15 protein-coding genes are annotated in these 14,479 nt (G+C 41.5%); 12 read left to right on the forward strand and 3 right to left on the reverse strand.

Features of this window, described 5'->3' with window-relative positions; genetic code table 11:
- The 5 genes from lpxK to tcdA all read left to right on the forward strand — a co-directional run.
- Positions 1-659: tetraacyldisaccharide 4'-kinase (gene lpxK / locus L650_RS0100115; RefSeq protein WP_029771667.1), on the forward strand; the 659-nt coding region annotated here is incomplete at its 5' end.
- Positions 649-846 (forward strand): Trm112 family protein, encoded by a 198-nt coding sequence (locus L650_RS0100120; RefSeq protein WP_004586692.1) that lies wholly within the window; start codon positions 649-651, stop codon positions 844-846. The genes lpxK and L650_RS0100120, both read left to right, overlap by 11 nt.
- On the forward strand, positions 834-1,595 hold the full coding sequence (gene kdsB, locus L650_RS0100125; RefSeq protein WP_024033541.1) for a 3-deoxy-manno-octulosonate cytidylyltransferase: 762 nt from the start codon (positions 834-836) through the stop codon (positions 1,593-1,595). The genes L650_RS0100120 and kdsB overlap by 13 nt, the downstream gene beginning before the upstream one ends.
- 2 nt (positions 1,596-1,597) lie before the next feature.
- The gene (locus L650_RS0100130; protein ID WP_029771670.1) at positions 1,598-2,269 is read left to right on the forward strand and encodes a TIGR01621 family pseudouridine synthase; all 672 of its coding nucleotides are present in this window, start codon (positions 1,598-1,600) and stop codon (positions 2,267-2,269) included.
- Complete coding sequence (gene tcdA, locus L650_RS0100135; RefSeq protein ID WP_004586689.1) at positions 2,270-3,073, forward strand: tRNA cyclic N6-threonylcarbamoyladenosine(37) synthase TcdA; 804 nt, start codon at positions 2,270-2,272, stop codon at positions 3,071-3,073.
- A 1-nt stretch (position 3,074) separates the two neighbouring features.
- On the opposite strand, the gene L650_RS0100140 is transcribed toward tcdA, so the two are convergent.
- The 3 genes from L650_RS0100140 to L650_RS0100150 form a co-directional block, all read right to left on the reverse strand.
- Positions 3,075-3,491: a SufE family protein gene (locus L650_RS0100140; protein WP_004586688.1), complete on the reverse strand. Its 417-nt coding sequence runs from the start codon at positions 3,489-3,491 to the stop codon at positions 3,075-3,077.
- A gap of 13 nt (positions 3,492-3,504) precedes the next feature.
- Positions 3,505-4,731 carry an aminotransferase class V-fold PLP-dependent enzyme gene (locus L650_RS0100145; protein ID WP_029771671.1) on the reverse strand — a complete coding sequence of 409 codons (1,227 nt, stop codon included), beginning with the start codon at positions 4,729-4,731 and terminating at the stop codon, positions 3,505-3,507.
- Positions 4,732-4,841: 110 nt separating this feature from the next.
- A complete protein-coding gene (locus L650_RS0100150; protein WP_004586686.1) occupies positions 4,842-6,128 on the reverse strand; it encodes a citrate synthase in 1,287 nt (428 codons plus the stop codon).
- 416 nt (positions 6,129-6,544) lie between these two features.
- On the opposite strand from L650_RS0100150, the gene sdhC reads away from it, so the two are divergent.
- The 7 genes from sdhC to L650_RS23440 all read left to right on the forward strand — a co-directional run.
- Positions 6,545-6,922, forward strand: coding sequence for a succinate dehydrogenase, cytochrome b556 subunit (sdhC, locus tag L650_RS0100155; RefSeq protein WP_084554498.1), 378 nt, complete (start codon positions 6,545-6,547; stop codon positions 6,920-6,922).
- Positions 6,913-7,260 carry a succinate dehydrogenase, hydrophobic membrane anchor protein gene (gene sdhD, locus L650_RS0100160; RefSeq protein WP_004586684.1) on the forward strand — a complete coding sequence of 116 codons (348 nt, stop codon included), beginning with the start codon at positions 6,913-6,915 and terminating at the stop codon, positions 7,258-7,260. The genes sdhC and sdhD overlap by 10 nt, the downstream gene beginning before the upstream one ends.
- Positions 7,261-9,033 (forward strand): succinate dehydrogenase flavoprotein subunit, encoded by a 1,773-nt coding sequence (gene sdhA, locus L650_RS0100165; protein WP_004586683.1) that lies wholly within the window; start codon positions 7,261-7,263, stop codon positions 9,031-9,033. It begins immediately after the preceding gene.
- Positions 9,034-9,043: 10 nt separating this feature from the next.
- On the forward strand, positions 9,044-9,760 hold the full coding sequence (locus tag L650_RS0100170; protein WP_004586682.1) for a succinate dehydrogenase iron-sulfur subunit: 717 nt from the start codon (positions 9,044-9,046) through the stop codon (positions 9,758-9,760).
- Positions 9,761-9,849: 89 nt separating this feature from the next.
- Positions 9,850-12,669 (forward strand): 2-oxoglutarate dehydrogenase E1 component, encoded by a 2,820-nt coding sequence (locus L650_RS0100175; protein WP_029771672.1) that lies wholly within the window; start codon positions 9,850-9,852, stop codon positions 12,667-12,669.
- 3 nt (positions 12,670-12,672) lie between these two features.
- Positions 12,673-14,196 (forward strand): 2-oxoglutarate dehydrogenase complex dihydrolipoyllysine-residue succinyltransferase, encoded by a 1,524-nt coding sequence (gene odhB, locus L650_RS0100180; RefSeq protein ID WP_024033546.1) that lies wholly within the window; start codon positions 12,673-12,675, stop codon positions 14,194-14,196.
- Between the two features lie 177 nt (positions 14,197-14,373).
- Positions 14,374-14,479 (forward strand): ATP-grasp domain-containing protein (locus L650_RS23440; RefSeq protein WP_164835521.1); only part of this gene is annotated, 106 nt, incomplete at its 3' end.

Raw genomic sequence — 14,479 nt, forward strand, 5'->3', positions numbered from 1 at the left:
AAGCCGGTGATGAGCCAATACTTTTATTTAATCGCTTAAAATGTCCGCTTGTTGTTGGACCCGATAGAAAAGCCAACATTACATTATTAGAGCAGCAATTTTGTGTGGATGTCATAATCTCAGATGATGGTATGCAGCATTATAAAATGGCACGCGATATAGAGTGCTGCATTGTTGATAGCCAAAGGCGATTTGGTAATGGCTTTGTTATGCCTGCAGGGCCATTACGTGAAACCACAAACAGATTAAATAGCGTTGATTTAGTGATTGAAAACGGGGGAGATGCATCCCTTAGCTACGTTTTGCAAACTGGTGCACTTAAACACGTTGCTAACAATACCCCTGTGAATAAAACCATTGAAAAAGGCCATGCGGTAAGTGCCATTGGTAACCCACAACGTTTTGAAGATTCATTAAAGGGTCAAAATATTCAGCTGCTTTCAACTCATCATTACCGAGATCACTATGCTTATAGCATGGCTGATTTTACTCAATTTAATGATGACAACATATTAATGACAGAAAAAGATGCAGTAAAATGTAGAGACTTTGCAAAAGATACTTGGTACTACCTACCCGTAAATGCAAAACCTACTGACGCTGTAATACATAAATTAGATTTATTATTAAAACAAAAAGGGATCCTCAATGGCCTTTGATACAAAATTACTTGAAATAATTGCTTGTCCTGTGTGTAAAGGAAAGCTTCGTTTTGATAAAGAAAATGCAGAACTTATTAGTACTGCAGCTAAACTTGCATACCCAGTACGCGACGATATACCGGTACTTTTAGAAAATGAAGCGCGTGAGCTATCTCAAGATGAGGTTGATAAGTGGAATTCGTAGTTGTTATACCTGCACGTTACGCGTCTACCCGTTTGCCTGGCAAACCATTAGCTGACATATGCGGTAAACCTATGATTCAACACGTGTATGAAAAAGCGTGTTTGTCAGGTGCAAGTAAAGTGGTTATTGCAACCGATCATCAAAAAGTTTTTGATGCTGTTAAATTGTTCACAAACGATGTGCTGATGACGCGAGAAGATCATCAATCGGGTACTGAACGTTTAGCAGAAGTTGTTGACTTACTTAAGCTAGACGCAGAAACCCTGGTGGTAAATGTACAAGGCGATGAGCCATTACTTGCCAGCGAAAACGTATCGCAAGTTGCCACTTTACTAAATAATTCAAGCGCGCCAATGGCAACATTAAGTGTAGCCATTGAAGAGCAAGACGAAGTATTTAATCCTAATGCTGTGAAGGTTGTTAGTGATATTAATAAAAATGCGTTGTACTTTTCGCGGGCCAGTATTCCGTTTGACAGAAGCGCAATGTTAAATAACGACAGTGTGTTAGATATAACGCCTTTTCAGCGCCATGTGGGTATATATGCTTATCGTGCGGGCTTCATTAAGCAGTATATTGAGCTAAGTGTATCGCCGCTTGAAGTACTTGAGTCGCTAGAGCAACTTAGAGTGTTGTACCATGGTTACGCTATCAAAATTGAGCAGGCCAAAGTAACGCCACATGCTGGGGTTGATACGGCCGAGGATTTAGAAAAAGTGATTGCCTACCTAAAAGCTAAGCAAGCCTAATAATGGTTAAAAGTGAATTACCCATAGTGTTTAGCCACGCTGATTTTTATATATTTGAAAAACCAGCGGGGCTTAATTTTCACTCAGAAGGTGAAAAAGGGTTTGTGGTATTAGCTGAGCAGCAAACTGGCGAAAAATTATTTGCTGTTCACCGCCTTGATAAAGTGACATCTGGCCTTATTATTCTTAGTCGCAATAAAAAAGCCGCTGCTAAATTTACGTCTCTTTTCACTGAGCACGCAATAAACAAGTTTTACTTAGCAATAAGCAATACTAAACCTAAAAAAAAGCAAGGGTGGATAAAAGGTGATATGGCTAAGTCTCGCAGGGGCATGTTTAAGCTTTTACCTACCCTGCAAAACCCGGCCATTACCCGCTTTTATTCTTTTAGTTATAAGCCGGGGTTTAGGGCGTATATTTTAAAGCCGTATTCGGGTAAAACCCACCAACTTAGAGTGGCATTAAAAAGTTTAGGGGCGCCAATTTTAGGCGATACACTTTATAGTGGCAGCGCAGCTGAGCGGGCGTATCTTCATGCCTATGCGTTAAGTTTTTTATGGCATGGGGAGCAAATTAATTGCTCTTTGCTACCTACTACGGGTGATGAGTACCAGCAATTAATTAATCATCAAGAATTTCAAGCATGGCAATCGCCGTGGCAACTGGATTGGTAAATGAGCGAAAAAGTAACAGATATTCGTTTTGGCGGGATCAAACGCCTATACGGTAACCAACAATTTGACTGGCTACAACAAGCCCATTTTTGTGTAGTGGGAATAGGCGGTGTAGGAAGTTGGGCCGCCGAAGCTTTAGCACGTACAGGCGTGGGTAAAATCACTTTAATTGACTTAGATGATATTTGCGCGACGAACGTAAATAGGCAAATTCATGCACTTAGCGGCAGTATTGGCCAAGCCAAAGTAGATGCAATGAAAAGTCGCTGCGAACTGATAAACCCAGAGTGTAAAGTAACTGTGATAGATGACTTTATTACTCTTGAAAATATTCGTGAGCATATTCAAGGTTTTGATTACGTCATTGACTGTATTGATGCAGTTAAAGAAAAAGCAGCGCTTATTGCTCATTGTAAGCGCAATAAAATGCCTATTATTACTACTGGCGGCGCGGGTGGGCAAACTGATCCTAGCCAAATAACATTTGGTGATGTGGCTAAAACCACGCAAGATCCGCTACTTGCTAAAGTGCGTTATATTTTACGCAAACAATATAATTTTAGTAACAACCCTAAACGCAAATTTAATATTGATTGTGTGTACTCAACTGAGCAACTTGTTTACCCAGGCAGTGATGGCAGTGTATGCCATGCTAAACAAAATGCTGATGGTACAATGAATATGGATTGTAATAACGGGTTTGGCTCGGTAACTATGATCACCGGAAGTTTTGGCTTTTTTGTAGCGGCTAAAGCGGTACGTAAATATTTAGATAAAAAACAGCGTTTACAACAAGCTCAATAGTTTAATTGAGCTTGTTAGTTGCCATGCTTTGAATTGCCTCGACCATAGCTTTAATTCCGTTCCCTCGAGATGCACTAAGGTGTTTAATTAAGCCTAACTTTTCAAATTCGTCATACGCATTAATATTCACGACCTCTTCAGGTGTTAAGCCATTATAAAGCGCTAAAATTATCGCTAATAAGCCTTTTACAATGCGGGTGTCTGAGTCGCCAATAACCACTAAACGATTCTCGCTATCGTCAAACTCCATAAACATCCACACTTTGCTCTCACACCCTGGCACCAGTGCGTCATCGGTTTTAAGTACATCCGCTAAAGCGGGAAGTGTTTTGCCCAGAAGCATTATTTCGCGATATTTTTGCTGCCAAGATTGCGCCTGCTGTATAGGTTTTACTACGTTTTTAAACGTATTTGTCATGAGTTATCCTAAATTAGTCTAATAATTCAATCGATTCTTTCAAGGCATTGATGAAATTATCAACATCTTGATGGGTATTATAAAATGCAAAGCTTGCTCGAACAGTGCCTTTTACCCCTAAATGGTGCATTAATGGTTGCGTACAATGGTGTCCACTGCGCACTGCAATACCAAATCCGTCAAGCAAAGTTGCCAAATCGTAGGGGTGTTCACTTTTATAATTAAAACTAAGGGTGCCAATATTGTTGTTTAGGTCGCTATAAATAGTAATTCCGTCAATTTCACTCAACTGTGTGGCTGCATAGTTAAAAATAGCCTGCTCATGGCACTGTAACTGTTCTATGTTTAGGGCTGATAAATAATCAATTGCTGCACTAAAGCCAATGACGCCGGCTATATTTGGGGTGCCGGTCTCAAATTTAGCAGGAGCGTCTCTGTAGGTGCTTTTTTCAAGCGTTACAGTATCTATCATCTCACCACCCGTTTGATACGGGGTAAGCGCATTAAGTAATTCATAGCGACCATATAAGCCCCCTACACCCGTAGGGCCAAGCATTTTATGCGCTGAGAATACATAAAAATCGCATCCAAGCTGCTTTAAATTAGGGCGTAAATGCATGGCTCCTTGTGCGCCATCAACAACAACTAACGTGCCGACTGCTTTCGCTGCAGCTATTAATGGGGCTAAATTGGTAATATTACCTAATGCGTTAGACGCTTGGCTGATACACAGCACCTTTGCTTTAGTGTGCGTGATCATGTCTATACAGCGCGCTATATTAAACGTCGCGTTTTGCTCAAGGGGAAGTGCAGATAGCGTAGCCCCTGTATTTTGCGTTAATACTTGCCAAGGTACAATATTAGCGTGGTGCTCAAGGGGTGTAATTAAAACCGTATCTTCACCAGTAATTTGCCTTTGTAGGCCATGAGCAAGTAAATTTAGCGCCTCTGTTGCGCTTTTAGTCCAGACGATTTCTTTAGCATTTACGTTAAAGTAATCCGCTGTTTTTAATCTTGCTGCTTCATATTGTTCTGTAGCGCGCTCGCTTAAAGTATGGCGGCCTCTGTGAACGTTTGCGTTGCCTAAATTATAAAAACGAGTGGTTGCATCAATAACGCTTTGTGGTTTTTGCGAGGTTGCGCCAGAGTCTAAATATACTAAAGGGTTGCCATTAAGGGTTTGGTTTAACGTAGGGAAGTCGTTGCGGATTTTTGTTATATTAAACTCTTGAGAAGGCATGGCTATTCAACATCTATAAATTTAGGCAGGAATTGTAATCGGTTTCATAAAATTGACAAGCAAAGCACACAAAAAAGGCCGCAAAAGCGGCCTTTTTTAACTAACTAAGCTTAGCGCTTGTCAGTTGATACGAAGTCACGTTGAGTGTAACCAGTATACATTTGACGAGGGCGGCTGATCTTATGACCAGGTTGAGATAGCATCTCATCCCAGTGAGTGATCCAACCAACAGTACGTGCCATTGCAAAAATTACAGTGAACATGCTTGTTGGAATACCAATCGCTTTTAAGATAATACCTGAGTAGAAATCAACGTTAGGGTAAAGTTTCTTCTCTACAAAGTATGGGTCTTCAAGGGCAATTTGTTCAAGCTTCATTGCAATATCAAGAAGCGGATCTTGAATGTTAAGCTCTTCTAATACTTCGTGACACGTTTGACGCATTACTGTAGCGCGTGGGTCGAAGTTTTTGTAAACACGGTGACCAAAGCCCATAAGACGGAACGGATCAGACTTATCTTTTGCTTTTGCTACGTACTCATCAATACGATCAACAGAACCAATCTCTTCTAACATGTTTAAACATGCTTCGTTAGCACCGCCGTGAGCAGGGCCCCAAAGAGATGCGATACCCGCTGCAATACATGCATATGGGTTAGCGCCTGAAGAACCTGCTAAACGTACTGTTGACGTTGATGCGTTTTGCTCATGATCAGCATGAAGCATGAAGATTTTATCCATTGCTTTAGCTGTCACAGGGTTAACTTTGTATTCTTCAGCCGGTACAGAGAACATCATGTGTAAGAAGTTTTCTGCGTAGCTTAAATCGTTACGTGGGTAAACAAACGGCTGACCAATGTTTGTTTTGTACGCCATAGCTGCAATAGTCGGTAATTTAGCGACAAGTTTAATAGCGCTTGTTTTACGTTGGCTTGCATCAGTAATATCAAGATCTTCGTGGTAAAAAGAAGATAATGCGCCTACTACACCACATAGCATTGCCATTGGGTGAGCATCGAAGCGGAAACCTTGGAAAAAGTTAGCAATTTTCTCATCAAGCATGGTGTTATGCGTGATTTCTTTTGCAAATGCATCGTATTGCTCTTTAGTTGGTAACTCACCGTTTAATAGTAAGTAACAAAGCTCGATGTAGTTAGAGTCTTCAGCTAATTGCTCAATTGGGTAACCACGGTGAAGTAATACACCTTTACCACCATCAATGTAGGTGATTGCAGATTCACAAGAGCCAGTCGACATGAAACCTGGGTCATAAGTAAAGTGACCGTGTGAACCTAACGTACGTACGTCGATCACATCTTGGCCAGCAGTGCCTTGATAAATTGGAAGTTCGATTGGATCTAGTCCATCAATATGGACTGTGGCTTTTTTATCTGCCATCTATGTATCTCCTATTAAGATATCTATTCTGATTTTTAGATTTTTAAAGTTCTGAAATCTTGTTTTAAGCACATCTTCGCATTTTAACGTGAAAGAGGGGGTTAAAGTCAATTTTTATAAACATTATGCATATATGTATAATAAATATTCGGTATTAATTAAATATTATACTATCGGCTAATTCGCAAACGTCTCTAACTAAACAAGAATTGTAAAACAACCTTTGGGTATATATACTATCGGAGGTTTCAAACCGCTTTGTATTTAGGTAAACATATTTTTACAGCGTAATTTTTGCAGATTTGTGAACTTTTGCTGTATTGACACGTTTACTTTGATAGTTCCACCAGAAATTTTGGTGGGTTTTAGAAAAACAAGTAGATGAGCTCCAATGTGAGCAAGATGGGCAAGTAACTGTGAAAAAGCAAAGACCTGTAAATCTAGATCTAACAACTATATCTATGCCGGCAACGGCTAAAGCATCAATCTTTCACCGCGTCACCGGTGTTGCATTATTTTTTGCTTTAACGTTTGTCATTTGGGCTTGGTCTGAGTCTCTTTCTTCAGCTGAAGGTTTTGAATTCGTCAAGGGTCTGTTTAGCGGATTCATTGCCAAATTCATAGCTTGGGGCACACTTTCTGTATTGGGTTATCACCTTATAGGTGGTATCCGTCACATCATTATGGATATGGGCCACTGGGAAGAACTTGAATCAGGTAACCTTAGCGCTAAAATTGCAATGGCACTTGGCGTTGTATTTGCCGTACTGGCAGGGGTGTGGATATGGTCTTAAATCAAGCAACTCTTAAACGTGATGGTGTACAAGATTTCGTATCTTTACGTACCACGGCACTAGTAATCACCGCATACGCGATTTTTATTATCGGCTATTTTTTAGCAACGCCAGAAGTCACTTTCGAAGCCTGGACAGGCCTATTCTCTAATCTAGCAATGAAGGGTTTTACACTTATTACTCTTGTATGCATGATGGTTCATACCCGCATTGGCCTTTGGCAAGTTTTAACGGATTACGTTAAAAACGCTAAACTACGCGCTGTTTTAGGCTTTGTATTAAACCTGATGGCCGTTGCTTACGTAGCTATTGGTCTAATCGTTTTATGGGGTGTTTAAGTGAAATATTCTGTTCGTGAATTTGACGCCGTAGTAATTGGTGCAGGTGGTGCTGGTATGCGCGCCGCTCTTGCCATTACCGAATCTGGCAAAACGTGTGCATTAATATCTAAAGTATTCCCAACACGCTCACACACTGTATCTGCACAGGGTGGTATTACAGTAGCGCTAGGTAATTCACACGAAGACAACTGGGAATGGCATATGTACGATACCGTTAAAGGTTCCGATTTTATCGGTGACCAAGACGCTATCGAATACATGTGTCAAACAGGCCCAGAAGCTATTACTGAATTAGAAAACATGGGTTTACCATTTTCTCGTTTTGAAAATGGCCGTGTTTACCAACGTCCTTTCGGTGGTCAATCGAAAAACTTTGGTGGTGAACAAGCTGCACGTACTGCAGCAGCAGCAGACCGTACTGGTCACGCTTTATTACACCTTCTATACCAACAAAACGTTAAAAACCAAACTAATGTATTCTCTGAGTGGTATGCACTAGATTTAGTTAAAAACGACAATGGCGATGTAGTAGGCTGTACAGCAATTGAGATTGAAACAGGTGAAATTACTTTCTTCAAATCAAAAGCTGTTGTACTTGCAACCGGCGGTGCTGGTCGTATTTTCGCATCAACAACCAATGCTCACATTAATACGGGTGATGGTGTTGGTATGGCAGCCCGTGCAGGCGTTGCTATGCAAGATATGGAAATGTGGCAATTCCACCCAACGGGTATTGCAGGCGCTGGTACACTTGTAACGGAAGGTTGTCGTGGTGAAGGTGGTTATCTTTTAAATAAAGATGGCGAACGCTTCATGGAACGTTATGCACCAAACGCTAAAGACTTAGCGTCTCGTGACGTTGTAGCACGTTCAATGATGACTGAAATCCGTGAAGGCCGTGGCTGTGATGGTCCTTGGGGTCCACATCTTAAGCTGAAACTTGACCACTTAGGTGAAGAAACGCTTAACTTACGTCTACCAGGCGTATGTGACCTTGCTAAAACTTTCGCACACGTTGACCCTGCTAAAGAGCCAATTCCAGTAATACCAACTTGTCACTACATGATGGGTGGTGTTCCAACTAACGTAAATGGTCAAGCGCTACAAATCGATGCTAACGGCAACGAAAAAGTAGTAGAAGGCTTATTTGCAGTAGGTGAAATTGCCTGTGTATCTGTACATGGTGCAAACCGCCTAGGTGGTAACTCATTACTTGATTTAGTTGTATTTGGCCGTGCTGCGGGTAACTTCCTAGGTAAATACCTAAACGAAGTTGAAATTACTAAAGCACCGACAGCATCTGATATTGACGCGTCTCTTGCACGCTTTAACCGTTGGGAAAATTCAACGGCTGGCCAAGGTGAAGACCCAGTTCAAATCAAAAAAGACCTACAACAATGTATGCAGCTTAACTTCTCGGTATTCCGTGAAGGTGAGTCTATGGCGACAGGTCTTAAAGAGCTTAAAGAAATTCGTGAACGTCTGCAGCATGCACGTCTTGATGATAAATCATCAGACTTCAACACGCAGCGTATCGAATGTCTTGAACTAGACAACTTAATGGAAACAGCTTACTCAACTGCAGTAGCTGCAAACTTCCGTACTGAAAGCCGTGGTGCACACTCTCGCTTTGACTACCCAGATCGTGATGACGAAAACTGGTTATGTCACTCAGTATTCAATCCGGTAACGGATGAAATGAGCAAGCGTGACGTAAACTACGCGCCTAAGACGCGTGAAGCGTTCCCACCTAAAGCACGTACCTACTAGGAGCGAGACGATGGCACAAGTACAATTTTCAGTTTATCGTTACAATCCGGATGTTGATAACGCACCTCGTATGCAAGAATATACTTTGCAAACAGAGGAAGGTCAGGACATGATGGTATTGGATGCACTTTTATTATTAAAAGAGCAAGATCCAACATTATCATTCCGTCGCTCATGTCGTGAAGGCGTGTGTGGCTCTGATGGCGTTAACATGAATGGTAAAAATGGTTTAGCGTGTATTACACCATTATCTACGCTGCAAAAAGGCGGCAAAGGTACTATTGTAATTCGTCCTTTACCTGGCTTACCTGTGGTACGTGACCTTGTTATTGACATGAGTCAGTTCTACACTCAGTACGAAAAAGTTAAACCATACCTAATTAACGATCAGCCAGCGGCTGGTGAGCGTCTTCAATCTATTGAAGAACGTGATAAATTAGATGGACTTTACGAGTGTATTTTATGTGCATGTTGTTCTACATCGTGTCCTTCGTTCTGGTGGAATCCAGACAAGTTCATTGGTCCAGCAGGCCTTCTTCATGCTTACCGTTTCTTGGCTGATAGCCGCGATACGGCAACTGAAGAACGTTTAGCAGACTTAGACGATGCGTTCAGTGTGTTCCGTTGCCACAGTATCATGAACTGTGTTAGCGTTTGTCCTAAGGGTCTTAACCCGACCAAAGCAATTGGACAAATTAAATCTATGTTATTAAACCGCGCGGTTTAATCACTTAGTAACGTAAGATGGCTAATATTTTTATTAGCCATCTTGTTATGACAACTATTAATTTCTGCGCTAAAGAAAAGGGCTTATAAATGCACGAAGGTGTGATGAAGGCATGGCTAGAATCTTCACATTTAAACGGCGGCAACGTTGCTTATGTAGAAGAGCTTTATGAAGCGTATTTAGATGATGCGACTTCTGTGCCAGAAGAATGGCGAGAAGTGTTCGAACAATTACCAAAAGTAGATGGTGTGGATGTTGAAGTAAAGCATTCAGAAGTTCGTTCACAGTTTGCGGCGCTTGCTAAAAACAAGCATAGAGAGGTAGTGGTAGCAGAGGGTAGTGGCGGTGACCTTAAACAGGTTAAAGTACTACAACTTATTAATGCTTTCCGCTTTCGAGGACACCAAAATGCTAACCTAGATCCATTAGGCATTTGGCAACGAGAGCGTGTTCGAGATTTAGAGCTAGAATACCACGACTTATCTAAAGCTGATTTTGACCGCGAATTTAACGTAGGATCGTTTGCCGTAGGCCGCGATACTATGCCTTTAGGTGAACTATACCAGGCACTTAAAACCACCTATTGTGGTTCTATTGGTGCTGAGTATATGCACATCACATCAACAGAAGAAAAGCGTTGGTTACAACAGCGTTTAGAATCTGTTCAATCACGACCTACTTTTTCTAAAGAAGAAAAACTGCGTATCCTTAAAGGATTAACCGCAGCAGATGGTCTTGAAAAATATTTAGGTGCAAAGTTCCCTGGTGCTAAGCGTTTCTCACTTGAAGGTGGTGATGCGTTAGTTCCTATGCTTAAAGAACTTATTCACCGTGCTGGCGAAAGCGGGCAAAAAGAAGCAGTTATTGGTATGGCCCACCGTGGTCGCTTAAATGTACTAGTTAATGTGTTAGGTAAAAACCCATCTGAGTTATTCGATGAGTTTGCTGGTAAACACAAAGACACGTTAAGCTCTGGTGACGTTAAATACCATATGGGTTATTCATCTGACTTTGCGACCAAAGGTGGCAATGTTCATATGGCACTTGCGTTTAACCCTTCTCACCTAGAAATTGTTAACCCTGTTGTTATGGGCTCGGTAAGAGCGCGTTTAGACCGTTTAGGTGACAGTTCAGGTAGCAAAGCATTACCTATTACTATCCACGGTGACTCTGCGATTACAGGCCAAGGTGTTGTACAAGAAACATTTAACTTGTCGCAAACAAATGCCTTCTCATGTGGTGGTAGTATCCGTATTGTTGTAAATAACCAAGTTGGTTTTACAACCTCAAAACAAGACGACGTACGTTCTACAGATTACTGTACTGACATTGCTAAAATGGTTCAGTCACCAATCTTCCACGTTAACTCTGATGACCCTGAAGCCGTTGCATTTGTTACACAACTTGCACTTGATTTTAGAAACCAGTTTAAACGTGACGTAGTAATCGATTTAGTATGTTATCGCCGCCATGGTCATAACGAAGCTGATGAGCCTAATGCAACACAGCCTCTTATGTACCAAAAAATTAAAAAGCATGCGGTTCCGCGTTTAATTTACGCTGATCAACTTATGTCTGAAGGCTCATTCACTGAGAGTGAAATTAAAGCATTAGCTGATCAATACCGTAACGGTTTAGATGAAGGTAACTGTGTTGTTGAAGAAATTCAGCCAGAAACTTCGCACTCATCTGATTGGGCAAAATATGTTGGCCATGAGTGGAATGTTGAGTACGACGCAAGCGTACCGGTAGATAAGCTAAAAGCACTTGGCGAACAAGTTGCGCAGTTCCCTGAGCAATATAAAGCACAGTCTCGTGTTAAAAAGATTTACGATGACCGTAAGCTTATGGCAAGTGGCGAAAAACCACTAGATTGGGGTATGGCAGAAACACTTGCTTATGCAACAATTGCCTCTGAAGGCACAGATATACGTTTAACTGGCCAAGACTCAGGGCGTGGTACTTTCTTCCACCGCCATGCTGTAGTACATAGCCAGTCGGATGGTTCAACTTACCTCCCTCTTCAAAATTTAAGTGAAGACCAAGGTACTTTTGAAGTATTTGATTCTGTTTTATCAGAAGAAGCGGTACTTGCTTTTGAATATGGTTATGCAACAGCTGAACCTACATCATTAGTCCTTTGGGAAGCCCAGTTTGGTGACTTCGCAAATGGTGCACAAGTCGTATTTGACCAGTTCTTAAGCTCTGGTGAGCAAAAATGGGGCCGTTTATGTGGCTTAACATGTTTGCTTCCGCATGGATATGAAGGTCAAGGCCCAGAGCATAGTTCTGCACGTTTAGAGCGTTTTTTACAGCTTTGTGCCGATCACAACATGCAAGTGTGTGTTCCTTCAACACCTGCACAAGTTTACGCTATGCTTCGTCGTCAATCAGTTAGACCACTTCGTCGTCCATTGATTGTAATGACACCAAAATCACTACTTCGTCACCCACTTGCGGTATCTTCACTTGAAGAACTTTCACAAGGTGTATTCCATAATATGATCGACGAAATCGATGATATTAACCCTGAGAAAGTAGAACGCGTAGTATTTTGTAGTGGTAAAGTTTACTACGAACTATTACAAGAGCGTCGTAAGCTTGAGCAAGACAACATTGCTATTGTACGTGTGGAGCAGTTATACCCGTTCCCACATGCAGAAATGGACACGATTATGGAACGTTACCAACACGTTACTGATTTTGTTTGGTGTCAAGAAGAGCCACAAAATCAAGGTGCTTGGTACTGTTCGCAACATCACTTTATTGATGCAATCCCACAGGGTGCTAAATTGACTTACGCAGGGCGTAAGGCGTCGGCATCTCCAGCGTGTGGTTACATGTCAGTACATACTAAAGAACAACAAGCGCTCGTTGCAGACGCGCTTACTATACAAAAGAAAGGATAAGCAATGAGCACAGAAATTAAAGTTCCTGTTCTTCCTGAGTCGGTTGCAGATGCTACCGTTGCTACATGGCATGTAAGTGTAGGCGACAAAGTAAGCCGTGACCAAAACTTAGTAGACATTGAAACAGATAAAGTGGTTTTAGAAGTGGTTGCACAAAATGACGGTGTAATTACTGAAATATCACAAGAAGAAGGTGCAACGGTACTTGGCGACCAAGTTATCGGTTTACTTGGTGATGCTGATGCAGCACCAGCAAGTGACAGTGCTCCGGCTAAAGAAGAAGCCGCACCTGAAAAATCAGAAGACGCGCCTGCGGCGCAATCAGCTCCAGCATCAGAAGGTAAAGAAGTGGACATTAAAGTACCTGTACTTCCAGAATCAGTTGCAGACGCAACAATTGCTACATGGCATGTACAACCAGGTGAAGCGGTAACTCGCGACCAAAACTTGGTAGATATTGAAACTGATAAAGTTGTTCTTGAAGTAGTAGCTCAAGAAGACGGTATCATGGGCGAGCAACTAAACGCAGAAGGCGATACTGTACTTGGCGAACAAGTTATTGGTAACGTTAAAGCGGGCGGCGCTCCAGCAGCACCTGCAGCTAAAGCAGAAGAAGCGCCTGCTGCAAGTGAGTCTAACGATAGCTCAGATGTGTTAACGCCGTCTGTACGCCGTTTAATCGCTGAAAAAGGGCTTGATGCGTCTAAAATTAAAGGCACAGGTAAAAATGGCCGTGTAACTAAAGAAGACGTTGATACTTTCTTAAAAGCACCTGCTCCAGCTGCTAAAAAAGAAGCCGCTTCAGCACCTGCTGCACCTATGGGTGACCGTACACAAAAACGTGTACCAATGACGCGCTTACGTAAAACCATTGCTAATCGTTTATTAGAAGCGAAAAACTCAACAGCAATGTTAACTACATTTAACGAAGTAAATATGAAACCTATCATGGACCTTCGTAAGCAATACCAAGAAGTATTCGAGAAGCGTCACGGTATTCGTTTAGGCTTTATGTCTTTCTACGTGAAAGCAGTAACTGAAGCACTTAAGCGTTTCCCTGACGTAAATGCATCAATTGATGGTGACGATATTGTTTACCACAATTACTTTGATATCAGCATCGCTGTATCTACACCACGTGGTTTAGTTACACCAGTACTTAAAGATTGCGACAAACTATCTGTTGCTGAAATCGAGAAAGGTATTCGTGAATTAGCCCTTAAAGGCCGTGACGGTAAACTAACACTTGACGATATGACAGGTGGTAACTTTACCATTACTAACGGTGGTGTATTTGGTTCGTTACTTTCTACGCCTATTATTAACTTACCACAGTCATCAATCTTGGGTATGCACAAAATCCAAGAGCGTCCTATGGCTGTAAATGGTAAAGTTGAAATTCTTCCTATGATGTATTTGGCACTATCTTACGATCATCGCCAAATCGATGGTAAAGAATCTGTTGGTTTCTTAGTGACTATTAAAGAGTTACTTGAAGATCCAACTCGCTTATTACTGGATGTTTAATCGAGTAGTATGAAATATAAGCTGTGAATGACAATTCACAGCTTTTTTTTTGCGCCTTTGGTGTTACTGGGGTTTTCATGTTAAGCCTTGGGATCTATACTAGGTGCGCAATTTGGGATAGCTGTTTATTTGCATAAATATTCAGCTCTTTTAGTATAAAAAATTGGATAAAGCATCATGAATTTGCATGAGTATCAGGCAAAACAACTTTTTGCCGAATATGGTTTACCAGTTTCTCAAGGTTTCGCTTGCGATACACCTGAAGAAGCTGCAGCAGCTGCCG

It is taken from the genome of Pseudoalteromonas sp. TB51, from assembly GCF_000498055.1.
Lineage (GTDB): Bacteria > Pseudomonadota > Gammaproteobacteria > Enterobacterales > Alteromonadaceae > Pseudoalteromonas > Pseudoalteromonas atlantica.